The organism is Anaerobacterium chartisolvens, assembly GCF_003337415.1.
In the GTDB taxonomy this organism is placed as follows: Bacteria; Bacillota; Clostridia; order Acetivibrionales; family DSM-27016; genus Anaerobacterium; species Anaerobacterium chartisolvens.
Window position 1 is genome coordinate 1 of the sequence record NZ_QPJT01000012.1, and the last position, 24,232, is coordinate 24,232.

At 41.1% G+C, this 24,232-nt stretch carries 19 protein-coding genes; 2 read left to right on the forward strand and 17 right to left on the reverse strand.

Going from position 1 to position 24,232, the window contains the following annotated elements; all coding sequences use genetic code 11:
• Positions 1–297: 297 nt before the first annotated feature.
• The 8 genes from DFR58_RS11260 to DFR58_RS11295 all read right to left on the reverse strand — a co-directional run bounded on the left by DFR58_RS11260 (position 298) and on the right by DFR58_RS11295 (position 10,727).
• The gene (locus DFR58_RS11260) at positions 298–1,845 is read right to left on the reverse strand and encodes an ABC transporter substrate-binding protein (protein WP_114297953.1); all 1,548 of its coding nucleotides are present in this window, start codon (positions 1,843–1,845) and stop codon (positions 298–300) included.
• Positions 1,846–2,177: 332 nt separating this feature from the next.
• Complete coding sequence (locus tag DFR58_RS11265) at positions 2,178–3,068, reverse strand: carbohydrate ABC transporter permease (protein ID WP_114297954.1); 891 nt, start codon at positions 3,066–3,068, stop codon at positions 2,178–2,180.
• Between the two features lie 14 nt (positions 3,069–3,082).
• Positions 3,083–4,015, reverse strand: a complete 933-nt coding sequence (locus tag DFR58_RS11270; RefSeq protein ID WP_341457400.1) for an ABC transporter permease — start codon at positions 4,013–4,015, stop codon at positions 3,083–3,085.
• A 681-nt stretch (positions 4,016–4,696) separates the two neighbouring features.
• On the reverse strand, positions 4,697–5,344 hold the full coding sequence (locus DFR58_RS11275) for an NADH-ubiquinone oxidoreductase-F iron-sulfur binding region domain-containing protein (RefSeq protein WP_170138131.1): 648 nt from the start codon (positions 5,342–5,344) through the stop codon (positions 4,697–4,699).
• An 18-nt stretch (positions 5,345–5,362) separates the two neighbouring features.
• Complete coding sequence (locus tag DFR58_RS11280) at positions 5,363–7,468, reverse strand: FAD-dependent oxidoreductase (RefSeq protein ID WP_114297956.1); 2,106 nt, start codon at positions 7,466–7,468, stop codon at positions 5,363–5,365.
• A 20-nt stretch (positions 7,469–7,488) separates the two neighbouring features.
• A complete protein-coding gene (locus DFR58_RS11285; protein ID WP_170138132.1) occupies positions 7,489–8,001 on the reverse strand; it encodes a nitroreductase family protein in 513 nt (170 codons plus the stop codon).
• Positions 8,002–8,247: 246 nt separating this feature from the next.
• Positions 8,248–9,213, reverse strand: a complete 966-nt coding sequence (locus tag DFR58_RS11290) for a flavodoxin family protein (RefSeq protein ID WP_114297958.1) — start codon at positions 9,211–9,213, stop codon at positions 8,248–8,250.
• A gap of 53 nt (positions 9,214–9,266) precedes the next feature.
• Entirely contained in the window at positions 9,267–10,727 is a 1,461-nt protein-coding gene (locus tag DFR58_RS11295) for an FAD-dependent oxidoreductase (protein ID WP_114297959.1), read from the reverse strand.
• Positions 10,728–11,271: 544 nt separating this feature from the next.
• Between DFR58_RS11295 and DFR58_RS11300 the strand changes: the two genes are divergently transcribed.
• The gene (locus DFR58_RS11300) at positions 11,272–12,786 is read left to right on the forward strand and encodes a PucR family transcriptional regulator (protein ID WP_114297960.1); all 1,515 of its coding nucleotides are present in this window, start codon (positions 11,272–11,274) and stop codon (positions 12,784–12,786) included.
• A 39-nt stretch (positions 12,787–12,825) separates the two neighbouring features.
• On the opposite strand, the gene DFR58_RS11305 is transcribed toward DFR58_RS11300, so the two are convergent.
• Genes DFR58_RS11305 through DFR58_RS11315 form a run of 3 tightly spaced genes read right to left on the reverse strand, consistent with a single transcriptional unit; the run spans position 12,826 to position 17,645 of the window.
• Entirely contained in the window at positions 12,826–14,382 is a 1,557-nt protein-coding gene (locus DFR58_RS11305) for a response regulator transcription factor (RefSeq protein ID WP_114297961.1), read from the reverse strand.
• A gap of 19 nt (positions 14,383–14,401) precedes the next feature.
• The gene (locus DFR58_RS11310; protein ID WP_114297962.1) at positions 14,402–16,249 is read right to left on the reverse strand and encodes a cache domain-containing sensor histidine kinase; all 1,848 of its coding nucleotides are present in this window, start codon (positions 16,247–16,249) and stop codon (positions 14,402–14,404) included.
• Positions 16,250–16,259: 10 nt separating this feature from the next.
• The gene (locus DFR58_RS11315; RefSeq protein WP_114297963.1) at positions 16,260–17,645 is read right to left on the reverse strand and encodes an ABC transporter substrate-binding protein; all 1,386 of its coding nucleotides are present in this window, start codon (positions 17,643–17,645) and stop codon (positions 16,260–16,262) included.
• Between the two features lie 413 nt (positions 17,646–18,058).
• On the opposite strand from DFR58_RS11315, the gene DFR58_RS11320 reads away from it, so the two are divergent.
• Entirely contained in the window at positions 18,059–18,937 is an 879-nt protein-coding gene (locus tag DFR58_RS11320; RefSeq protein ID WP_114297964.1) for an AraC family transcriptional regulator, read from the forward strand.
• A gap of 49 nt (positions 18,938–18,986) precedes the next feature.
• On the opposite strand, the gene DFR58_RS11325 is transcribed toward DFR58_RS11320, so the two are convergent.
• The 6 genes from DFR58_RS11325 to DFR58_RS11350 all read right to left on the reverse strand — a co-directional run bounded on the left by DFR58_RS11325 (position 18,987) and on the right by DFR58_RS11350 (position 24,141).
• The gene (locus DFR58_RS11325) at positions 18,987–19,358 is read right to left on the reverse strand and encodes a nuclear transport factor 2 family protein (protein WP_114297965.1); all 372 of its coding nucleotides are present in this window, start codon (positions 19,356–19,358) and stop codon (positions 18,987–18,989) included.
• 112 nt (positions 19,359–19,470) lie between these two features.
• On the reverse strand, positions 19,471–20,622 hold the full coding sequence (locus DFR58_RS11330; protein WP_114297966.1) for a Gfo/Idh/MocA family protein: 1,152 nt from the start codon (positions 20,620–20,622) through the stop codon (positions 19,471–19,473).
• Positions 20,623–20,635: 13 nt separating this feature from the next.
• Positions 20,636–21,625: a sugar phosphate isomerase/epimerase family protein gene (locus DFR58_RS11335; protein WP_114297967.1), complete on the reverse strand. Its 990-nt coding sequence runs from the start codon at positions 21,623–21,625 to the stop codon at positions 20,636–20,638.
• Between the two features lie 51 nt (positions 21,626–21,676).
• Entirely contained in the window at positions 21,677–22,162 is a 486-nt protein-coding gene (locus DFR58_RS11340) for a VOC family protein (protein ID WP_114297968.1), read from the reverse strand.
• Positions 22,163–22,216: 54 nt separating this feature from the next.
• Positions 22,217–23,149, reverse strand: coding sequence for a sugar phosphate isomerase/epimerase family protein (locus DFR58_RS11345; RefSeq protein ID WP_242987570.1), 933 nt, complete (start codon positions 23,147–23,149; stop codon positions 22,217–22,219).
• The gene (locus DFR58_RS11350) at positions 23,149–24,141 is read right to left on the reverse strand and encodes a sugar phosphate isomerase/epimerase family protein (RefSeq protein WP_114297969.1); all 993 of its coding nucleotides are present in this window, start codon (positions 24,139–24,141) and stop codon (positions 23,149–23,151) included. The genes DFR58_RS11345 and DFR58_RS11350 overlap by 1 nt, the downstream gene beginning before the upstream one ends.
• Between the last annotated feature and the right edge of the window lie 91 nt (positions 24,142–24,232).

Here is a 24,232-nt window from a genome sequence, read left to right on the forward strand (position 1 = left end):
AACTCCCATAAAGCCGTTAATCATTATTGTGGAACCGTCATTTATAAACTTGACGGCTTCGCTTATGCTTATTAATTTATTCATTTAAGACCCCCATGCCTGATTTCGTATATGATAAATAAACCTTTAAATGTTTTATAATTATGAGTTGACTCCAACATTATAAAAAATAAAGGATTTAATTGCTTGCCACTTTTTATTATTTGATAGTCAGTTTTTGTTGTATACAATTATTGCTAAAATTAGAATCCAGCCAACAAGCTGCTGTCTGGATTCTAATTTTTTTGCTTTATGCTGTTACTTGCTCTTTAAAAATTCATCAAGCTGTCTCTGCTTTTCAGCAATAACCTTGTCAATTCCGGCTTTTTTAAGCTTGTCTATAAAATCAGGCAGGCTCTTATCAGGGTCCATTATTCCGCTTCCCATAGCCCTTACATACTGTCCGTAAACATTTTGGAGCGCCGTCATTTCGTTCTTTACGCTGCTCGAATCAAAGCTAAAGCCTAATGCAACCGATTTATTGGCGGATTTATTAAACTCATCCATCTGCTTCCACAGATCAGGCGCATCGCCCTTCCATACATGTGACAGGAATTGGTTGCCAAATTCAAACGCCGAGTGCAACGCATACCCTGTATTTTGTGCATTAACACCTTCAGGGTAATCGATTACCCCGTCTTCCGTTTTTACATAGTGCTTGCCCTCTATTCCCCATGCAAACAGATTATGGATATCTTTATCAGAAAACATAAGGTTTAAGAACTGCATGGCCTTTTCCGAATTTTTGCTGTAGCTGGGGATGCCCCACATAAATGTCATCAGGTTGGAGGTCAGTGATTGTGCGGGCACAATTTCAGCACTTACGACGGGAATTCCTGTTTGCAAGGATATCTGACCGTCTATACCCGGCTTTCCGGCCTGTGAGAATGAAAATATCTTTCCGCTTCTCATAAGGCTCTGTGCCGGCTCTGAATTTGTTGCGGAATCCTTGAGAACATACCCTGAGGTATACCATCTCCTTGCCACCTTGAGTGTGTCGGCATACAGCTGTGATTCATAATAGTTTGAAACCTTTGGAGTATTCAGATCCATAAGAACTCCGAACCAATCCCCCAGATAGTCTCCACCGGGTATTGAAAATGCCTGATCCAAGCCCTGCTGGGCATCCTGCCCGAACATATGCGGGGTAATACCGGGTTCTTTCTCCTTAATTACCTTAAATACAGCCTCCATGTCATCCAACGTCTTGATTTTAGTAATATCAATGTTGTGTTTTTCAACCATATCCTTTCTCATGAACAGCCTGATGCTGTTTGCGAAATCGTGGTAATTGGGAACGGCATAAACCTTGCCCTTTTGAGTGCCCACAATCATATTTTCGCCAATGACACTTTTTATGTCCTGTCCGTATTTATCCAGTAGGTCATCCAGCTCCATAAGCTGTCCGTTTCTGGTCTGGCCGTAATAGTCAAATATCGGCCCTAAAACTCCCGTTGCCAGCAAGTCGATCTTTTCATTGCCCGCCAGCATAAGCTTAACCTGCTGTGCGTAAGCGCCTACGTTAATGGGTGTAAGCTTTATGGTTGCATTTATCTTTTCCTTTGAAATTTTGTTGATTTCATCAACAACCAAATTCATATCCGCAGGGGGGTTTGAAAAGATCAAGGCTACCATGGATAATTCCGTTGGCGGTCCGTTCTCCGAATTTGCTCCGTCGGAGCCGCTTTGTTCCGTTCCGGCACCTTTTGTTGAATCATCAGGCGCGGAGGATCCATTTCCACATCCAGCCAATACCGAAATAATAAGGGTAAGTGCTAATACCAAACTTAAAATTCTCTTTTTCATGCTCTTCCTCCTTTAAATTTGAGATGGAATTGGGTACATATATTCTGTTCCTTGCGGCATACGTTAAATGCCGCAAAAATTATGTTTAATGCTTTTGATATATATGTGGCGATAAAGATTTTACATAGAGGATATAACTTGCCGGAAGAAATTTTTATTTGACCTATAAGGAATACCTCTAAGAAAAATGCCGAGTGACAAACCCAAGAGACTTTTCCCCGCAAGGCACTTTTTCGTTGCTATTAAAAATTTCTGCAGGCATTTGTATCCTCTATGATTGTAAAATCTTTATCGCATCCTATATAGAATAAAGAAGTAAGCGTTAGAATTGACTATCCCTTAACAGCGCCTATAGTGATGCCCTTAATAAAGTACTTTTGGAAAAACGGGTATACCGCGATGATGGGAACAACGCCTATAACGGCTATAGCCATTCTCATTCCCGTAGTGGGTATACCTGCCGTTGCCGACCCTGAATTTGCTCCCAGATTTGTACTGGCAAGGAATTGAATATCCGTCATCATACGGTTTAAAATATTCTGCAAGCTAAACAGCTTGGGATTAGTGAGATAGATTAGCCCATTATACCAGTCATTCCAATAAGCTATTGCCTGAAACAGTCCGACGGTTGCCATTATAGGAAAGGATAGGGGAAATACAATCAGGCGAAAGGTTTTGAACTTTCCCGCACCGTCTATATTTGCCGCCTCAATAACTGCATCCGGTATATTCGTCTGGAAATAAGTCCTTGCAAAGATAACATTATAGCCGTTCATCAAAAGGCCCGGAACCAGTAATGCCCAAATTGTATTTTTAATGTGAAATATCTGGGTGTACATCAGATACGTAGGTACAAGCCCTCCATTGAACAGAAGCGTAAAAAATACAAGGAATGAAAATACGTTTCTGAAAGGGAGCTCCTTCCTTGACAAAGGGTAGGCGAGAAATATTGTAAATATCAGGCTTAACAACGTTCCCAGTACCGTCATCAGTATTGTGATTTTATAGCCGTTCAGAATTAATGAGGACTGTTGAAACAGATATTCATAAGCCTCTAAGCTGAATTTTTCAGGAAAGAAGGAATACCCGTTTTTCAATATAACCGCCTCATCCGTCAGGGATGATATAAATAGCAGTAAAAAGGGAAGAATACTTGCGGCGGACAGTAAAGCCAATACAACATGTGCAACCAAATTGAGAGACTCTATTTTTCTGATTTTCATTTATCTCACCCCTCTTAGAACAAAGCATTGTCTCTGTTTATTTTTCTAACAACCAGATTTGCGGCCAATACTAATATGAAGCCTACAACAGACTGGTACAGTCCCGCCGCAGAAGACATTCCGATATCTCCAAGCTGCAGAAGCCCGCGGTATACATAAGTATCAATAACACTGGTGGTATCATATAACGCTCCTGAATTCATGGGAACCTGATAAAAAAGTCCGAAATCCGAATAAAAAATCCTTCCGATTGCCAGCAGCACCATCATTACTATTGTGGGCTGAATTAAAGGTATCGTTATGGTCCATATCTGCTTCCATTTGCCGGCCCCGTCAATTATTGCGGCTTCATAATATTCCTTATCTATACCTATTATAGACGCTAGATAAATTATACAAAAGAAGCCGTATCCCTTCCACGAATTAACAAGCACTAAAATATACGGCCAATATGACGCTTCACTGTACCACATTACCGTGTCTTTGCCAAACAGAGGAAGTATTGAGTTGTTAATAAACCCTGCTTCCACGCTAAGTACCGAAAATACAAGATAACTGACTATTACCATAGAAATAAGGTACGGCAGCAATATAGCGCTTTGATAGAATCTGGACAGGAATTTTTTGGTTATCTCATTGAGCAGAATAGCAACACCGACAGCAACAACTGTATTTATAACAATGAATGACGCATTATATAATATAGTGTTTCTGGTAATGATAAGAGCATCGGAGGTGCCGAATAGAAACTGAAAATTCTTAAAGCCCGCCCAGTCGCTATTAAATAGCCCTTTCGAGAAATTAACATCCTTAAAAGCAATTATAAGTCCTGCCATGGGAAGGTAATTATTGATTAGCAAATAAAGCAGGCCCGGTATCATCATAAGAAAATAAGGTATACAGTCTATCCATACTTTCCTGCTCTTGCAGCTCTTTATTGATGCCACCTGATTATCCCCCTTCGTATGAATATGCTCTGTTATGAATATGCTTTGTTATGAATTTAATCTGCAGATGAGGATTACATTATTCATTATAAGCCATACCTATAAGTTAAACAACGATATGAATTTCAGATTTGTTCAGATTTTTTCATTATTATAAAATTATCTGATTAACTCCCCTCTCTAATTACTTGCCCAACCCAACTATATAATTTAGGCTTTGATATATCGGATAACGGAGGATGTAAAATAATATCCTCCAGAATAATTTCTACTCTAACCATAGAAGCATGTATACCTGTAGAAGACGCTTGTGACTTTAATTAGCCTAAATTATATCGCGGTTACGCATTCCGGGGAAATTATTCTTCCGGAAATTATTTTACATCCCTTTTAGATAGTTTATGTCCTAATTTATATAAAAAGCGATATACCGGGCAAATTGCCGTATATCGCTTTTATAATTTTTCGCTATATATTTAGCAATAAAGATTTTACATGGAGGATATAACTTGATGGAAGAAATTTTTTTGACCCGTAAGGAATACATCTAAGAAAAGCGCCTGATGACATACCCGTGAGACATTTCCCCGCAAGGCGTCTTTTCGTTGCTATTAAAAATTTCTGTAAGCAATTATATCCTCCATGTTTGTAAAATCTTTATTGCATCCTATATATTAATTTTTATTTCCTTAATCCCTTCCTTAACCCCCCAAGGCCCTTTGCCTGCCATGTACCCACAGGTATGGGGCTGTCGGGAGTTTTGGGCTTTACTCCTCCGGCCTTAACAATTGCGCCGCAAACATTGCTGCAAATATCAATGCATATGCCGCACCTGCTGCATTGATCCTGATCTATGACATGAATCATGTCCTTTGCCCCGCTTATTGCCTGTTCAGGGCATTTATCAAGGCATTGCATACAGCCGCTGCATTTCTCGCCCAAAATGTGAAAAGTAACTAAACGGCTGCATATCAGCCCCGGACAACGCTTCCTTACGATATGCGCATCCCATTCGTCTTTATATTCATCTATGGAATTTAATATACTCATGGCAGCTTTCTTTGATAATTCACAGTCGGCCATCTCTTTAATAGCCTTGCATAATTCTATAATTATGTCTAAATCCTCACTATGCCCTCTGCCCTCAGAAATATCCTTTATTATTTTGCGCATTTGCAGCGTTCCCTCGCGGCAAAACACCGTTTTCCCGCAGGTTTGTGCAAATACAGCCTCAAGAAGCTTTAAAGCCCAGCTCACGACACAATTATTTTCTTTATGAAACTCAATATCCACCCCAGCTATGGCCTCCGCATTTTTCTCACAAATCAAATTCCTCACCGCCTTTTTCTATTTATGAGCATAATCTCCCCACAATTTCACCTTCGGTATGCGCAGCCTTAAGTCACACTGCAAGCATCGTTCCGCTTCACAGTGTGCGGTTTCAGCGTCAAAAGCCTGTTCAAACTCGTCAAAATTATTTATTCTTTCTTCTACGGGCTTACAGCTTATTTGCTTTCTTTCTCTATGAGCAAACCTTTCCTCTTTTCCAATGAATGCTCCGGGCTCCTCACACGGAGCAAGAACCTCGTCGATTACTCCGTCTCCGCCCAGGTATTTGTCAATGGCAGCCGCCGCACCCCTGCCTCCGGCAATTGCCTGAACGACAGAAGTAGTGCCTGTTATACAATCCCCTACGGCGAATACGCCGGCTTTATTTGTTTGATAATTTTCTGATTTTATAATGTTGGCCCTTCCGCTCTCAACCCCGTACTCCTCCGGCAGGTCTACTATCTGCCCGGCGGCAAATATAACTGTATCTGCATAAAGCACATGCAGGGAATCAGGCACAGTGTTAATTACCAGCTTTCTGTTATCATCGAAATAAAAGTTATCAACCTCTGAGCATTCTACTCCCAGACTTCCATTTTCCGAAATAATTTTGCTGAAGGTTCTTGAATTATGGATTACGATACCTTCCTCAAGCCCCTGCTCAACCTCTTCTGCGCTGGCTGTCATATTTGCCCGCGACTCCAGACAGGCCATGCTCACCTCACTTGCGCCAAGCCTTTTTGCAACTCTTGCACAATCGAAAGCAACATTGCCTCCGCCAAGCACCAACACCCTGCTTCCTGTCTCCACCTTTTTCCCGAGGCTTGATTTAAGTAAAAAATCAGTATTGACCATAACTCCTTTAAGATCACTTCCCGGAATTGGGAGCCTTACGCCTTTATGTGTGCCAATTGCTATTAAAACCGCATCATAGCCCAAGGAGCTAAGCGAATTTAAGTCCTTTATATCGGTATTATATACAATCCTTACTCCCGCATCTGTGATTTCACTGATTTCATTGTCAATTACACTCCTTGGCAAGCGGTATTCAGGTATACCCACCCTCAGCATACCTCCCGGAGAAGATAATTTTTCATATATGGTTACATCATGTCCCTGCTTTACAAGATAGTAGGCCGAAGTCAGCCCTGCCGGGCCTGATCCTATGACGGCAACCTTTTTTCCTGTAAGCGGAGCAATCTTTGAATTCTCTTTCCATAGCCCGTTATCACGCATTGCGGCAAATTTCTTTAATTCCTTTACTGAAACAGCTTCATTTACAGCCTCGCGTCTGCACCCCGATTCACAAAAGTGCATACAAATATATCCCAGTGTTAATGGGAAGGGTACTCTTTCTCTGATTACCGCTACCGCCTCGGAATACTTCCCTTCCTTTATAAGCCTAACATACCTTGGCACATCCGTTCCGGCCGGACAGGACGCCTTGCATGGCAGCAGCGCCTCTTCGGCTTTATTAAAGCCCGAAACAACCTCTTCCTTGTCTCTAAGCGCCCCCGTCGGACATACCTCAACACAGGCGCAGCAGAATTTGCAATTTTCATCGGCAAGCAAACCGCCGTTCTCAGTCCCTATATATACCTTTTCATTGTCCTTTTTGTAGTCTATAGCCTCTGCTCCTCTTAGAGTGCGGCAGGCCCTTACACATCTTCCGCATAGTATGCACCTGTTCATATCCCTCACGAAAAGGGGATTTCCAGTCTCTATAGGAAAGTTATATGACAATTTCCTCAGCCTTGCATCACTGACCCCCAAATATTGAATAAGGGTTTGCAATTCACATTTCAAGTACTTTGGACATGAGGTGCATTCGGATGGATGAGCGGCAAGCATCAGCTCCATGGAAAGCGTCCTCATATGATTAAGCCTGTCTGTCTTTGTTTTTATAACCATACCGTCCTCTGCCATTGTAGTGCAAGAGGTCTGAACTCCGTCCCGGTCCGCTATTTCAACAACACACAGCTTGCATTGTCCCACATCGGGAAGGCTTGGGTGATGACAAAGGTGCGGTATATATATTCCGGCAGCCAGGGCTGCTTGTAAAACTGTCATTTCCTTTTCCGCTTCAACACTTATGCCGTCTATTGTTAATTTAATGTTACCCATAAAGTCACCACCTTTTACCTCTATTCTTTAAATTCATCGTAGCATACGATCTCATTTAATTCTTTTCTCGGCTTGGGATCGGGGTCTTCGGCGGCATACCCAAGAGGAATTACAGTTACACAGCTATATTGTGCGGGTATTCCAAGCGCCTTTTTCATTTTTTCTCCGTCATATCCCGCAGTCCACACCGTTCCGAGTCCAAGCTCATAAGCTTGCAGCACGGCAAAGGCCATGGCAATTGACGCGTCAATTGTGTCCTTAATCTGTCCATTATTCATAACGGCATGGTCAAGACCACAAGCCGCCAATAATACGGGAGCATCCTCAAAGTAAGCCGGTGCCTCCAGCTCCTTTCTCAATGCCGCCTTTTTTGCGGCATCTCTTATAACCAGTATTTTATACGGCTGTCCATTTCTTGCTGAGGGGGCAAATCTTATAGCCTCCAATATCTTATTCAGCTTTTCCTCTTCAATGGGCTTTGTGCTATATTTTCTTATGCTTTTTCTGCCCTTTATCGCAGTTAAAATATCCATAACGCTATCCTCCATTTTATTTTAATTTATTTATATAGGTTAGGCTGTAAACCATCTAAGAACCTGTTTAAAATCTGTTAGGTCTGCTGATTGCAATAATCATTTTTCCATAATTTTGTTTCAACATATTTATATATTTTTGTGGTAGGGGCAGACCTATGTGTCTGCCCTGAATTTTTGCATATTCCGTGGTTGAAACAAAATTTTCGTGGGTAATTAAGGGCAGACACGCAGGTCTGCCCCTACCTATTTAAATTTTACCTCTTTATAGCCCTTGTACTTTTCCAGCATTTTAGGGAGTTCATCCTTAGCTGCCGCCATTTTAGGGCCCGCTATTGAACCAAAGGATTTTATTTCTGTGTAATGCTCCAGCTTGCCGTCATAGTTTAACCTTGATCTTTTTTGCTCTGCTTCGCTGAAGGTAACCTTAATCTTTTCACCCTCTATGGCAAGCTTACCGTAAATTCCGCACACAGGACACTCTACAGTCGTAGTTCCGTTTACCGAGAGAAGATCACAGTGACAGACAGGGCATGTCCCGTCCTCTTCACCCATCCACGAAACCTCCTCATGGCGCTTTCCTATTGCCGAGGTCACATTGCGTCCCAGCCTTGCAACTCTTTCCATAAGATTTTTATCCAGAAGCGGGCTGCCTATGCTTCCCATATTATATGCGTCAATCTGGTCAACAACCTTTATCTGAGCGGGGAAGCATAAAATATGCATTGTGGGGAGTCCAAAGGAAACCCAGTTTTTAGTCTTTGCCCCGCCTACCGAAATCAGTCCCGCGTATCTGTGCTTGAAGTTCCTGGGGTCAACCAGCTCGTCGCCTGTTTTTCCCGCCGCCTTTCTCTGCTCATTTGCGTTTGTCAGGAAAGCCAGATCGTGGGAGGGCCCAAACCTGTCCGCCACCTGCTTTAACTGCCCCGAAGGCCCTAAAGCATATACAGGAGCCGCAACAATTATGGCATCAGAGCTTAAAACAGCTTCATCAACATATGGGAGATCATCTTTTATCACACATCTTCCGTTTCCTCCGCTGTCCAGAGATTTGCCGCACCCTCCGCAGCCGTTGCAAGTCTTTACATCAAGATCTATCATTCGGATGAATGACACCTCTGCCCCTGCTTTTTCAGCCTCCATTAACGCGTGCTTTACGAGAATCTCACAATTTTTCATTTTCCTTCCGAATGATATACCTAAAACCTTCATGTTTTATATCCCCCTCATAATTTATTCTGTATTAGTTCTGTATTAGTCCTCTATTAGTCCTCTGCATACAATTTCAACAAATATTCTACTGCATTTTCACCGGCCATGCGTCCGCTGTTCAGAGCAAAGCCCATTGTGTTTCCCGGAAGCACAAACACATAGGAGTCGCCGTAAATGCTGCAGGCGTCCGTACCTGCCGCGTAAAGCCCCGCAATAACCTGGAAGTCGTTTGTTACAGCCTCTGTCCTGTAATTAATCTTTATTCCTCCTAAGCTTCCATACCCGCCCGGATAGAACTTGACGGCATAGAACTTAGGCCCAACCAGCGGTCTCATGTACCTGTAGTTTTTATTAAATAAGAAATCTCTCTCCTTGCAGGAGCTGTTATACTCCTCAACCGTTTTTTTCAGGGCCTCGGCATCTATTCCCGTTTTCTCGGCAAGCTCCTCTATGGAATCAGCGGCAAATATATAGGGATCGCCCTTCTCTACCGCGTCCTTTATTTCAACATCATAGTTTTCAGAGGATTTCACATGATTAACCAGGTTCATGTCATCTATTCCTGATTTTAAATAATACTTCTTAATAGAGTCGTCTATTATTGAAAACCCGCACCTTTCCTTCTGGACAGCAAGAATATTGGATGTAAAGGTTGTGTTTGCCAGAACCTCCTCATTCATAAAACGCTCGCCCAGCAGGTTTACCATAAGATTAGGCTGCATGTGTATACCCACTACCGTTGTGTATCCGTTTTCGCTGGGGCATCCATATGCCATTTCAATATTATACTCCGTCTCTCCCGCTCCAACTTCCCTTGCCATTCTTATACCGTCTCCCGTTATGCCGGGGATTCTGAAGGAAAACATGTCCTTCCCCCACTCATACCCGGTGAGCTGCCTTATCATTTCGGGATTATCTCCAAAGCCTCCTGTTGCAACGACAACAGCGCCGCACTGAATTTTTACTTCCTCTCCGTTTTTATCAATTGCTATAACTCCCGCTATGCGCCCGTCCTCTTTAAGTATTTTCTTCGCAGGGGTTTCAAGCAGAATCTCTACTCCCAATTCTTCAGCCCTTTGAGTCATTATCTTATACATTCTTGATGCCGCTCTCGGCCCGGGGCGTCCGCTCTCAGGCTTTACAATGTGCCACGTGGCTTCAGAATCGGCAAAATACCTTGATGCTCCCGTAAATTCCACTCCCATGTCCTCCAGCCACTGTATAGTGTCGCCAGACTTGTAAAGATACTCCCTTACCAATCTTGCGTCAACTCTCCAGTGAGTATAGTCCATGAATTTTTTGAACGCCTCTTCCTTTGTCAGCTTAATCATTTGCTCCTTTTGGTATCTGGTCTCGATGCCAAGCGGGCCCATTCCCATATTCCCTGCTCCTCCGGTTGCATTGGACTTTTCCAGCACAATGACGCTTGCTTCTCTTTCAGCCGCTGAGATAGCCGCCGCAAGTCCCGCAGGTCCGGCCGCTATTACAACTATATCGCATTCCAGCTCTCTCATAACGCCCTCCTGTTAATAATTTTTAATTATGTTTATTTGTTATATGTGAATTATCTGAACAATAAATACCTGATCAGAGGTTTGACATTTTAGACTTAAAGCTTTGCTATATATGTAGCGATAAAGATTTTACATGGAGGATATAATTTGATGGAAGAAATTTTTTTGACCCGTAAGGAATACATCTAAGAAAAGTGAATGAATGCTCGGGCCCTAGAGACATTTCCCCCAAATTCATCTTTTCGTTGCTATTAAAAATTTCTGTAAGCAATTATATCCTCTATGTTTGTAAAATCTTTATCGCGTCCTATATATATTAATGATAAAATAATTGATTTACATAAACAATGACGCAAATTTAATATTTATTCAGATTATTTCATTCCTCTTTTCAATTGTTTGTCTCGTTTGATAATTTTATATTAATTAAGCCTCATGATTAATTATAACAAAACTGAATTTAATGACAATTGTCTTATAAAGCAGAAAATAGCTTTGGCAATTTGTCCAAAATAGACTATAATTATTAGGGGAGGTGTTTATTTTGCAAATTACAGCAAAGATGTTTGAAGAGCATTTGGGTAAGCACTTGATAAAAGCTGAAATACCTGAGAGTTTTTATCATACCTATGCGTCTGTCCAACTGGTTTTTCCGGGTCAGAATTCCTTTCAGCCCGGTCAGGCTTATGTTGTCAGCGGGGATCTATTGTATAGTATGGATAATATTGATGCCTCATGTCTGGTTATCTGTGCGGGAGAACAGCCGATTGCCCTTCCCTGCCCTGTTCTGGTATGCCGGGGAAGCATAAATGAAGTGTATGCCGCTGCCGTCGATGCAGTAAACCGCTATTCAGCACTGGAGCGCGAGCTTAATGACGGCCTGCTGGCAAATAAGGAAATACCGTATTTCGTAAGGATATGTGCCAGATTCTTTAAAAACCGCGTCCAGATACACGACTCTGCACACAGCTATATCGCGGGAGAGGAGCCTGTTTTTGAAGAAGGCGGCAGTGAGCCCTCCGGCTTTGTTCCCTGCGACAAGCCTTTGCCGCTATCCTTTATCGCCTCGCTTAAAAAAACAAACGAATTGCGCAGGCTGTATGAGGTGAAAAACGCTCATCTTTACAATTCCAAGCTGTTTCCCTCCCGTAGCATAACGTTAAATTTTTTTGATGAAGAGGGGTTTCTTGGAAGGCTCATTATAATAGAGAACATAACGCCATTTTCCTGTGCCGCTCTCGATACCGTTAACTTTATCGGCAAATACTTTAATCATCTTATGATAAAGCGTGCATCTACCTTTAATGCAGGAGTATATACCGACGAATACTACCTTTCGGAGCTGCTTAGCGGACGCTTCAGCGACAGGGCCTTTCTGACCTCATATTTTTCAGGAGTAAACTGGAATGTAAATGAGCAGTATAGGGTATTATATGTGCGATTAAACTCACAGGATATGTTAAATCAGGTAAGAGACTATTATGTAAAAGCTCTTTCTGGCATTTTATGCGACTCTAAGGTATTCCCCTATCAGGATAGCGTAGTTGCTGTTATTCCGGCAAAAAGCATAGGCTATAATGACCTTGAAAAAAATGTCTCCTTGTTTTTACAGAAGTCGGAGCTTTTTGCAGGATTAAGCGAGGTATTTAATGATCTGATATCAGCAAGGGATTTCTTAGAACAGGCACAGGCGGCAGTCAGATTAGGAATTGAGTCAGGCCGCAAGCAGTATTTATTCAATTACCATGACTATGCACTGGAGGATTTTATTTCAGGCTCTCTTTCCGAGCCTTACAGAAAAACCTTCATGCACCCTGCTGTTCAGGCTATTATGGAATACGACAGCAATAACGGCACCTCCTATTTTGATACTCTGGAGGTGTACCTGAATAACGAAAGAAATCAGGCAACAACCGCGAGGGAGCTGCATATACACCTTAACACGCTTAAATACAGGCTGTCCCGCTTACAGAAGATTATGGGGATAAATCTGGACAGCCCTTCCGAGCGTTTAAGATTGATGCTTTCGCTTCGATTGAAGGAGCTTATAAAAAAGTGAAAACCCACTTGCACTCCCTCAGCATCAATTGCTTGCGTCTTAAAATCTTGCCCTGTAATCACTTGGAGAAACGCCAAACTGCTTGCGGAACTGATCTGTAAAATATCTGGCGCTTGTATACCCCACTCGATCAGCAATTTCATATATCTTATACTCGCCTTCCAGAATAAGCCTTCTGGCGTGATTCATTCTTATATTGGTAAAATACACTGAAAAGTTTTCACCTGTAATTTGTTTGAAAACCGAGCTTAAATACCCATAGCTGATATCCAGCCTTGAGGCTATCCCCTGCAGAGAAAGCTCGGCATCCATGTATTCGGCGTTTGCAATTTCGCAGGCCTTTTTTACCACCAATTCAGCCGAGCTTGCGTGCAGGCTGTTCATCATTTCCTTAACCTTATTTAACTTCTGTTTATACGCGTCCTTTATTGCATTAATGGAAAAATCCGAAGAAATAACCGTTATATCAAAGTCATTAAAATTTTTTTTATTTGAGAAGCTATTCAAGCTAAAGTAATCAAATATGCTGTATATTGAATTTACGCACCAGTTAAAAACAATATTTAAGTCTGATCCCTCAAATTCTTCAAAAATTGTAGCTACCAGCGAATCAAGCTCTTCATATTTACCTTCCTCTATTTTTTGAATAACCAATTTGCTTAAGTAAAATTTTCTGCTTACGTCCATTTCCTTTTTTGCTGTATCTGAGGTAAATTTATATAGAGGCTTGTCGGAAGCGTTCTCATTTATAGCCTCTATCGCCTGTAAAAATGATACACTGATGTAATTTAAGTCATCTGTGGGTTGTCCTATCCCTATATCGAAAGAAATTGCCAGCCCGCTCATAGCCTCCTTCAGCTGTAAGGACAGCTCCTCTGCAATATCCTCAGTTGCCAGCACCGAATAATTATCGCCATTAATAACGGAAAAGGACTTTGACTGCTCCAGTCCCAATTTCCGGTTTACTTTTTTCAAATTATCATCCAAAGCCTCTTCGAGCCTGTTTCTGCTGCCATTAAACTGTTCCTTAACCATTAACGCAAGCTGTTTAATCCTTATCGCAATTACGCAGCATTCTCCTAAAGGATAAGTTATTCCATGCCTGTCTACAAACTCGAGGTACTCTTCCTTATTTAAAAAATCGTTATTAAGAAGCCTTTGAAAAAATAATTTATTGGCGGCATTTTCTCTTGCCTGCTGGATGCCCTGTCTTTGATGCTCATCATCCAGCTTTTGTTTCAAGGCTGTAAAGGTAGAAATAACGGTATTTTTATTTATGGGCTTTAAAATATAGTCATGAACCTCCATTTTCATTGCCGTTACAGAATAGCTGAAGTCGTCAAAGCCACTGATAATTACCGTTTTAATATGAGGAAACCGTTTTCTGATTATGCTTATTAAGTCCAAGCCGTTCATACCCGGCATTTTAATATCAGCGATTACCACATCCACATGAATATTTTCCAGCTTATACAGCGCTTCTTCCGCCGATGCAGCTTCACTGGCTACCTTAAACCCAATATCTCTCCATGATATAGCATACCTTAAGCCATTTCTTATCAAGTATTCATCGTCTACAATTAATATCCTATACATGATACCCTCCAGAATCACTCTATATTTTATCAGTGCTTTCAAAGCATGGAATGTTGATAGTAACAGCAGTACCTTCGCCTTTCACGCTTTCTATTTTATAAGTATCCTCTCCATAGTAAAGCTTGAGTCTTTCCAGTACATTTCTAAGCCCTATGCTTCCTCCCTTTTCAGGCAGGGCGTATAGAATTTTATTTAAAACCTCAGGCGGCATCCCAACTCCATTGTCAGACACAATAATAATTAACCTGTCCTCCGAAATTGATATATCTATTGTAATAGTTGCCGTACCGGCCTTAGGCTCAATCCCATGTATAATTGAATTTTCAACCAGCGGCTGCAGTAAAAGCTTCATGGTTCTGCATCTTAACGCTTCGGGCTGAACCTTGATATCGGCGTTAAATTTAAAACGGTAGCGAATACTCTGGATATATAAATAATCCTTTATATTCTTTACCTCCTCCTCCACTGTTACAAAGTTTTTCCCCCTGTGCACACTGGAGCGGAAATAGTTGCCGAGCGCCAGAATCATGTTTGAAACATTCTCGTTCCCTTCCAAGCTTGCCATCCAGTTAATGCAATCCAAGGTGTTATATAAAAAATGAGGATTAATTTGCTGCTGCAGCGCTTCAAGATCAGCCTGCTTTACCTCGATTTCAAGCTGCTTTTTCTTTATTTCCGCCTCATAAACCTCATTTATAAGGTTGTTAAGCTTATAAACCATTACATTAAAGCCTCTGATAAGCTCATCTACCTCCATTGTATCACTATGCTTGTCAAAGGTAACGTCAAAATCACCGTTTTCGACTTTTTTCATTTGCTTGTACAGCCCAATAATGGGCCTTGATATTCTTCTGCTGATTAATGTAATAATAAATACAAAAATCAAAAACAATATAGACGTAACTATAATTGCTATATAAAGGTACTGCGTGCTGTCCCTCAAAATTATTTCAGTATCATGGATTCCAACTAAATACCAGCCGGTTTTTTTCATCCATGAATAAACAATAAGGCAGTCCACTCCATTGTATTTTGTAAAATAATTCCCCGCAGACTTTCCTGATATTTGTGATAAATCGAAGGATTTACCTATCATGCTCTTATCCTTATTGCTTATGATTTTTGAATCGGGGCCGACCAGCATTAATTCCTCCGATTGATTGTCGAAGTTATGCAAAAGCTTATACAGCTCACTTTCTTTGACATTAATCAACAGGTAGCCAATGGTTACCCCCATATCGTCCCCTTTAGACACCCGTATTTTTTTTACTAATGTTATTACATGAGCAGCTCCCGTCTTTGTATCATTTTTATCAATGTGGCTTTGTATCCAAATATTTTCTCCATGCGACTTTGAAAGAAGCTCTCCAAAATGGTAATCCTTTACATTAAACCAGTCCTTGTAAAAGTTTATGTCGGTAAAATAAAAGCCTTTATAAGAAAATAATACTATATTTGACACCAAATAATCTGTCTTGATTTGAGCATCCAGCAGTATGCTTTTCAGCTCAACCATTTTTCCCGAAAGGGGAGCTTTTCCGCTTTTCTCGTAGTCTATCAGTGTACTTTGAATATTTTCATTAAAGGCAATATCATTTGCAACTCTTTCAATTCCCTGAAGCATCATTTCCAAGTTCATATTGGTACGGGTATTAATATCATGGTTTACAGTAATAGCATTCTTTCTGGAAGCCTCCGACTGTATAACATAGCTTACGACGCCTCCCGCAAGGAGAGGTATCAGAAAAATGACAATAAAAATTCTGATAAAACGCCCTGATATAGTCGTTTTTCGAATATGCCTGTAATTCCTGCCCCTATTCCCTTTTATAGCCGACCCTTTTTTCGCAAGCCTTTTAAACCACATTATACGCACCTTAACTATCTGTAGTTTTATATTTCAGAAAATTCTTTTCCTTAACTATTGCTTTGTCTGCCTTTATTTTTATATTTTCCATCGCCTGCTCAAGCGTTTGCTGCTCTGTAAGGTATTTTTCACTCTCCTTCCTTATTATATCCACGTACTCAGAGCTTGCGGTGCCTCTTGGAATAAAGTCATAGCGATACTTGTCGGGAAAAAACTTTTTGCCATCCTCAAAGGTCAGTCCCGAGCCTTCGATAAAAGTCTCTATCAGGCTGTCGCTGTACGCAGGAAGATATAAAGGAACATCACCGTTTTTGGCTATGCTTTCAGAACCGTTCTCTATATAGAACTTTATAAACCGCCAAGCCTCCTCGGGATATTTGGAAGTCTCAGGTATTCCCAGCATGGATTCTACTACAGAAATTTGAGGAATATTCTCAGCAGACTTGTCTATAATAGGAGGCAGCACACATCCAACATTAATTGGGACGGGGAAGCTTTTTTTATCCTTCATGTCCCTTATTGCCCAGCTTGCCCCATAGGTCATTGCAGTCCTCCCACTCAGAAATTCAATGCTTGAAGTAGTATCTCTTGACCTGACATACTCATAAGGCATTTCAATCCCCTCGTCCTGCATTTTCTTTCTTAAGCTCAACGTCTTTTCCCAGTATGGCTGGCTTGAAAAGCAGCTTAGTCCATCGGGCCCATAGAAAGGAATTGTGCTGCTTCCGGGGCGGCCGCCCGCTATCAAAAACCAGTTCTGCATAAAGCCAAACACCTTACGGTCACCGATATTGTTTCCTCCCTTTGTAACCCTCCCGGCAATGCGGTATAAATCATCATAAGTCCATTCATCAGTGGGATACGGTACTCCAGCCTCATCAAACATATCCTTGTTATAAAAAACCATTGGCACAGAGGAACGATACGGAAGGCCATAATAGCTGCCGTTAAAATACACGCTTGCAGCAGATGCTCCAAACCACTTTTCCATATCAATACCGTCTCTTTCAATAAATTCATCTATTTTTTTAACCAGCCCTCTTTTTATCTCAGTAAGCTGAGCCCCGTCAAAAGGCCATATATCCATTTCTCCTCCGCCTAATGCCAATATATCTAATCTGGCCTGTATATTTGAAGGTGAATCCGGAAGCAAATTTACCTTGATTTCAATGTTGGGGTTCAGATCCGAAAACTGTTTAAATATGGGATTGTCTTTTTCCGCAGCTATCCACGTGTAGTAGTTAAGCACTATTTTAATATCAGATTTTGAAAAATACTTGTCCCCTTGGTTTGGGGCATTATTAAAGAACGCTATGCCATATGGCGCACAGCCCGTTAAAGATGAAAAGAACATTATTGCCAACAGCAAAATACATACAAAAGATCTTATTTTCATGTTTTTGCTCCTTTATCCTTTAAATTATATCATCTGCCCCATATGGCGTAAATACTGATAAATTTATAATATATTCCAATTTATGGAGGTGTGTAGTGTTAAAAAGTGCCGCCTGCCAAAAAGGCGGATAAAGCAAATAACCGATGAGATAAATCTATAAAAGATGTTTACCATTTCATCGGTTAATGCAAATACACAGGTTTTAGTATGTGACTGTATTATGTTAACTTATTTTTGTTGATCTATATAAATTATAAAGCTTTTAAAGCGATATAGCAATGCTGTAAATTTAATATTTATTCAGATATTTTCATATTCATCTTGGGCTGGAGGCATTATTTTTCTAAGGCTGGACATCCTTTTTGGTTTAAGCTATAATGATGTTAAAATCTTAATTATGAGGTAATTCATTTATGGTGTATCATGAAAATCGTGAATACAAATCTGGATTTCCCATCCATGCCACTGTTTTTAAAAACATTAATTTTTTGGCACATTGGCACTCTGAAATTGAAATAGCTCTGGTATGTGAAGGAAATCTTACAATGAGTATTAATTGCGAAACCAAGGTGCTTGAGAAGGGCGATATAGCAATATGCACCGGGGGGGACATACACTATTACGACAAAAAAAACACGGATTCAACCGTTTTAATAATTGTTTTCCGTCCTGAGCTGATTGACAAAATAGTAAAGCTTCCATCAGGCTTACATTTTTCATACCCATTTATTGATAAGTCAACAATCTCCGGCCTCGGTCTGAGCGTTAATGACATAGATGAGATGAAGGCTTGCATAAACTATATTTACCGGGAAATCCAAAGGCAGGACACGCACTATCAAATTTTAGTAGCCTCCCGTTTAATTGAGCTTATAGGATTATTTCTAAGGCACCTGCCCCAGCAGCCTATCGAAAGGGATAATTATGACACAGCGGGCGGAAGCATAAGGTTAATTCAAAAAGCCATAAAATTTATCGAGCATAATTATTTATACAGCATATCACTTCAGGATGTTTCAAATCATCTAGGAATAAGTCCTGCCTACTTTTCAAAAATATTTAATAAAATTACCGGGCAGAACTTTAAAGCTTATCTCAATACTATTAGAATTGAGAAGGTAAATAACCTTTTAAAATCTTCTCCCGACCCTATAATTGATATTGCCTATGGATGCGGCTTTAACAGCATAAGAACCTTTAACCGGGTATACAAATCAATAAAAGGTTATTCCCCTTCAGATATCCGTTTAAGCATTATGAAACAAAAAGACCCCCTGAGAATTAACATGTAATATGCAAGCCGCTTTATTTTAATTCCAGGGTTTACCATTGTAGTTCCAGTTAAAACATTCCGTTATTGTGTATCGGTTCAGCGGGGATTTTTTGAAGCACATCCCAGTGCTCTGCAGCCTTGCCGTTTTCAAAGCGGTAAATATCCACTACGGCGCCGCCTAGCTCATCAGGCGAGCCTTTAGAATGCAAATGCACCACAACATAATCACCCTCGGCAATAATCCTCTTTATTTCAACATGAAACTGAGGAAACCTTTGGAAATGAGAGGTAAAGGCTTTTACAAAGCCCTTCAAGCCCGTTTCAACGCCGGGATTGTGCTGGATATAATCGTCTTTAATAAATTCCCCTGCCCGGCTTAAATCATGCCCATTAAAAATAACCTCGTACATTTTTAAAACAATTTCCTTATTTGTATACATAATATCATCCTCAAATATTTTATGTGATTGTTTTTGATTTGGAGTAAAAAAAGGCGGTTAATTTTACTTAACCGCTATACAAATAATGCCATTGGTTTTACAGCTTTTATGTTTATAAATTAACCCATGCCGATTGCTTTTTATTGCTTTCAATAACGGCATGAATGAATTTAACGCCCTCAGCGCCTTCTGAAACTGTAGGGAAGTCCAAATCGTTTTCGGACAATTCCTCTCCGTTGATTTTCTTTAAAAGCGCATTTATATAAGTCTTGTAAATATTTGCAAATGCTTCATACAACCCCTCGGGGTGCCCGCTTGGAATTCTGTTCAATTCTGACGCTCTTCCTGTCACATACCCCATTCCTCTGTTGTAGATCTGCGGCGGCTGTCCCTTCAGTGTCACTTTCAAATAGTTGGGGTCCTCCTGCACCCACTCAATGGCTCCCTTAGTTCCAAATATTCTTGCAACCAGTCCGTTTGCATGTCCCACACATACCTGTGAAGAACAGAAAACTCCGCTTGCTCCATTTTCAAGCTCTACAAGTATATTTGCGTTTAAGTCCAGCGGTTGTCCGAAATAGTCCAATTTAGCCGCTATTTTTTTAAGCTTGAGGCCGGTAATATATGAAACTGTATGCTTAATATGGGTGCCTATATCACCAACACAATTTGAAATTCCCGCTACCTTAGGGTCCTTTCTCCAAACCGAAAGCTTATTGGTGCTTATGTCACCGGCTCCTATATCATCAATAAGCCATTCCTGCAGGTACTCCGCATTTACATTTATTATATCTCCTATTACTCCATCTTTAACCAGCTTTTTTGCAAGCTTAACCATAGGGAAGCCTGAATAGCCATAGGTTACACAGAAGAGAAGCCCCTTCTCCTTCGCAAGCGCTTCCAGCTCTTTTGCTTCTTCCAGCTCAAAGCATAACGGCTTTTCACAAACCACGTTGATTCCCTTTGACAGGAATTCCTTTGCCACCTGATAGTGCAGGAAATTGGGGGTAACTATAGTTACAAAATCAAGCTTGTCCTCTCTTTTGCTTTCTTTTTCAGCCATTTCTTTGTAATCGGCATAGATTCTGTCATCAGCTAACTGGTAAAACTCTCCGCATTCTCTGTTTGCGCTCTGGTCAGGATTAAAGCATCCCGCCACTAAAAAGGCTTTTCCTTCAAAGCTGATAGCAGCGCGGTGTACGCCTCCTATAAACGCATTTAAATCTCCGCCGACCATACCGTAACGTAATTTTTTCCTTTGCATAGCTACTCCCCCTTTAAGATTTTATGGCATCATCAAACTTAACATTTGAGGGTGCAAAATCGACCTTCTTAACAAAAGCGGCGGCCTCGGAAGCTCCGTATTCTCTTTCCATACCGCTGTCCTCCCATTCCACAGACAATGGCCCCTGATAATCATAAGCATTCAATACACGTATAATATTTTCAAAGTCAACATCTCCATGTCCAAGAGATCTAAAATTCCAGCCTCTTCTTAAGTCGCCAAAATCTATGTGTGAGCCCAGCAGACCCGATTTCCCATCAAGAGTAACCGCTGCGTCCTTCATGTGAACATGGTATACCCTTTTGATAAAATCCTTTAGGAACACGTGAGGTGTGATTCCCTGCCATATTAAGTGGCTGGGGTCAAAGTTGAGTCCGAATTCCTCCCTGTCGGCAAACTTTGCAAGCAGCTTTTCAGTGGAATAATAATCAAATGCAATTTCTCCCGGATGAACCTCCAGAGCAAATTTAATGCCGTTGGCCTTAAAAACATTCAATATAGGAGTCCACAAGCGCACAATTTCATTAAAGCCTTCGTCAACCATTTCTTCCGTTGTCTGAGGAAATGAATATAGATACTTCCAAATGGGGGACCCTGTGAATCCTGTTACAACCTTTACACCAAGCCTTTTAGCTGCAATTGCACAATATTTCATCTGCTCAATTGCCCAGGCTCTAATCTCGTCAGGCTTGTTCCACAGCTCCTTAGGTGCAAAATTGTTTAATCTCGGGTCATTATAATCACCCACGCACTGGCCTATAATATGTGAGCCTATTGCCTCACATTTTAGGTTGTATTTCGCCAGTGTATCCAGAATAAGCTTTACGTAAGCGTCATCCTTTGCAGCCTTCATGGCGTCCAGGTGATTTCCCCAACATGCAATTTCCAGTCCTTCATAGCCCATTTCCTGCGCCTTCCGGCACATTGTTTCAAACTCCAGATCTGCCCATTGGCCTGTGAAAAGCGTTACCAATCTTCCCATAAGAGAATACCCCCTTTTTAAAATCCTTTTATTTATTTTGATGTTCAGGTCTTAAGCCTCCAGACCACCCTTTTTGTCCTCATTGTAAATCTCAACGAACAGTCCAAGCTCCTTAACCAAATCCAGATAAGCAAATTCCATTCCTTCTCCGTCCTTGCCGTTGTCTTCCTTGCACCAGATCCACGGCTTCTTTCCAGTAAGCTTTTCATGCTCGGAAATAACGTCCTTAAAGCCGTCCCTTGTTATTACAGCTATGTGATGCAGGCCGGGGCCATGCTCTTTAAGCCATTTCTTATAAGGGCTGTCTGATACAGGCTGGATTAATTCAAGCTCAAAGCCGTAAATCTGGCAAAAAGCGTTCTTCATTTCAAGCATTCCCGGCTCTCCGTTTACAAGCATCTTAGGGAACATTTTCGGTCCGAATTCTATTATGTTCCACGGCCCGATTCCGTACTCTTCCTCATAGCGCTTTGTAGCTGCCTCTACATCCTCCACAATTATTCCTATCTGCAGGAATTTAGAAAATTGAGTGTTCATATTAACGCCCTCCGTAAAATAATTTTTAATTTTAACTCATTATCTTTTGCTTGCTTATTCATAAATTGGTGAAAGCACATGGTTTATATAGTACTTTGATAAAAGCATGGTCGCCATAGGATCAGGCGTGCCGTCGGTTTCAAGTCCAATCCAGCCTTTGTAGCGGTGCTTCTTCAGCAGCTTCCACAGCCCGACAAAGTCAACCTGCCCGGAGCCAAGCTCCCAGAACCAGCGGTCTCCACCATCCTGAAATTCCGCCCCTGCCTTCAGCCTTAATTCATCAGGAGCATATGCGAAGGTTGTATCCTTTAAATGAAAATACTTTACAAACTCATGGTAATCGTCATAGAATTTTACAGGGTCATAGCCCATTATCAAAACCTGAGCGGTGTCAAGACAGAAGCCGACATACCTTTGATCCAATTGCTCTATATAGCTATATAATTCATTCTTATTTATTGACCCCCAGAACTCGGTATGAACACAGGGAATAATGTCCTTTTCGGAGCAGCGCTTTCCAAATTCATTCATGAAGCTCGCAGCCGCCGTTACCTGATCCTTTGAAAGAGGCCCAAGTCCATAATATCCGCCCGCAGGCATGATATTGATTCTTTTGCCGCCCAGGTTTGCCGTAAAATCTATAATGCCCTGAAGGCTTTTTAATGCACTTTCATGCATTGATTTATCCTGCGAATTAAACGCTATAGCAAATGTACCCGTTACTTCCTCTATCCCTCTTTCCTTAGCGAAATCGGAAAAATTTTTAGCATGTCCAAAGAACTGGTCAATATAAGGCTCCATGTGAAACATTAATTCAATGCCTTTAAAACCCGCGCCCACATGATATTTTAAAATTTGATCCCAATCCAGATAATAAACAGCATTACTAAAATCCTTCTGGTACCATTCATTCCAGTTATTCAGTTTAGGATACTGTACCATAAGTCCCCACATATTCGTTTGATATGAATATTTTAAATTTGACACTATTTATCACCTCCTAACTTGTTGACGATTTCATGGTCTATAAACCAGCGCATTTTTAATAATGCCCTATGGATATTCAGAGTTTTCTTTGACTCGCATATTATCCAGCCATCATAGCCGTTGTCCTTAAGCACCTTTGCAACTCCAAGCAAATCCACGCTGCCTTCTCCCAGATCTGAAAACACCTTCTGATTTCCTTGCACAGGAATTTCAGCATTAATCTTTTTATAATTGCCCACCTCATCTGTAAAATCAGTATCACTGAATCTCACATTTGCTAACTGGTGCTTATGAGCGTTTATCACCATAACAGGATCATCGCCTGTAATTTGTATATGCGCCAGATCAGGGCTAAACAAAGCTCCTTCCACCTGATTTAAGAGGTCAGCTGCCGCCTTTCCCCTCATCAGACTCCAATACTCATTTTTTATCGCTGTGCTGATCCCCTTTTCTTTGGCGGCGGCAACAAGCTTCTTCAAAAGCTCTGTGGTCTTTGCCGCAAATTCCCCATTCAAATCTCCGTTAACCATTCTTTCAAGCCAGCCTATTTCAGGTGTGGGGGATACTACCAAGACCTTGCTTCCAAGAGAGCAGAGGAAATCAATGGCCTCCATGCCCATTTTCTCGAACAGGTTAAAGTAAACCGACATGTCCTGTCCCGAAGCAATAATTTCCAGCATAACATCATTTGCGTTGATATGAACGCCTGTGACCTCTTCTATTCCCACTTCGTTGAGAAATGCCATAAACTCCTTGGGCGAACCGTATTTGGCATTGACTGCAAATGCGCTTATAGGAACTCCGCACCTGCCGATTTCAAAGGCCATCGGGTCACTTGAAAAAGGATTGTACGGCAGCTCAATGCCTTTAAACCCCGCAGCAGCAACCAGCTTAAACATCTCAACCCAATACAGCTTAGATTGCTTGATTATAAAATTAGGCCCGCTTGTACGCATATTAATCAATTCGAGACTGCATCCGAATTTCATCATTTTACCCCTTTCACTAATTGCATTAGCTTGATAATATATATTTAGCAATAAAGATTTTACATGGGGGATATAGTTTGATGGAAGAAATTTT

Bases quoted from the DNA above. Each gene is read 5' to 3' on its own strand.
- DFR58_RS11260 (WP_114297953.1), bottom strand. From the start codon at position 1,845: ATGAAAAAGAGAATTTTAAGTTTGGTATTAGCACTTACCCTTATTATT.
- DFR58_RS11265 (WP_114297954.1), bottom strand. From the start codon at position 3,068: ATGAAAATCAGAAAAATAGAGTCTCTCAATTTGGTTGCACATGTTGTA.
- DFR58_RS11280 (WP_114297956.1), bottom strand. From the start codon at position 7,468: ATGGGTAACATTAAATTAACAATAGACGGCATAAGTGTTGAAGCGGAA.
- DFR58_RS11285 (WP_170138132.1), bottom strand. From the start codon at position 8,001: ATGGATATTTTAACTGCGATAAAGGGCAGAAAAAGCATAAGAAAATAT.
- DFR58_RS11290 (WP_114297958.1), bottom strand. From the start codon at position 9,213: ATGAAGGTTTTAGGTATATCATTCGGAAGGAAAATGAAAAATTGTGAG.
- DFR58_RS11295 (WP_114297959.1), bottom strand. From the start codon at position 10,727: ATGAGAGAGCTGGAATGCGATATAGTTGTAATAGCGGCCGGACCTGCG.
- DFR58_RS11305 (WP_114297961.1), bottom strand. From the start codon at position 14,382: ATGTATAGGATATTAATTGTAGACGATGAATACTTGATAAGAAATGGC.
- DFR58_RS11310 (WP_114297962.1), bottom strand. From the start codon at position 16,249: ATGTGGTTTAAAAGGCTTGCGAAAAAAGGGTCGGCTATAAAAGGGAAT.
- DFR58_RS11315 (WP_114297963.1), bottom strand. From the start codon at position 17,645: ATGAAAATAAGATCTTTTGTATGTATTTTGCTGTTGGCAATAATGTTC.
- DFR58_RS11320 (WP_114297964.1), top strand. From the start codon at position 18,059: ATGGTGTATCATGAAAATCGTGAATACAAATCTGGATTTCCCATCCAT.
- DFR58_RS11325 (WP_114297965.1), bottom strand. From the start codon at position 19,358: ATGTATACAAATAAGGAAATTGTTTTAAAAATGTACGAGGTTATTTTT.
- DFR58_RS11330 (WP_114297966.1), bottom strand. From the start codon at position 20,622: ATGCAAAGGAAAAAATTACGTTACGGTATGGTCGGCGGAGATTTAAAT.
- DFR58_RS11335 (WP_114297967.1), bottom strand. From the start codon at position 21,625: ATGGGAAGATTGGTAACGCTTTTCACAGGCCAATGGGCAGATCTGGAG.
- DFR58_RS11340 (WP_114297968.1), bottom strand. From the start codon at position 22,162: ATGAACACTCAATTTTCTAAATTCCTGCAGATAGGAATAATTGTGGAG.
- DFR58_RS11350 (WP_114297969.1), bottom strand. From the start codon at position 24,141: ATGATGAAATTCGGATGCAGTCTCGAATTGATTAATATGCGTACAAGC.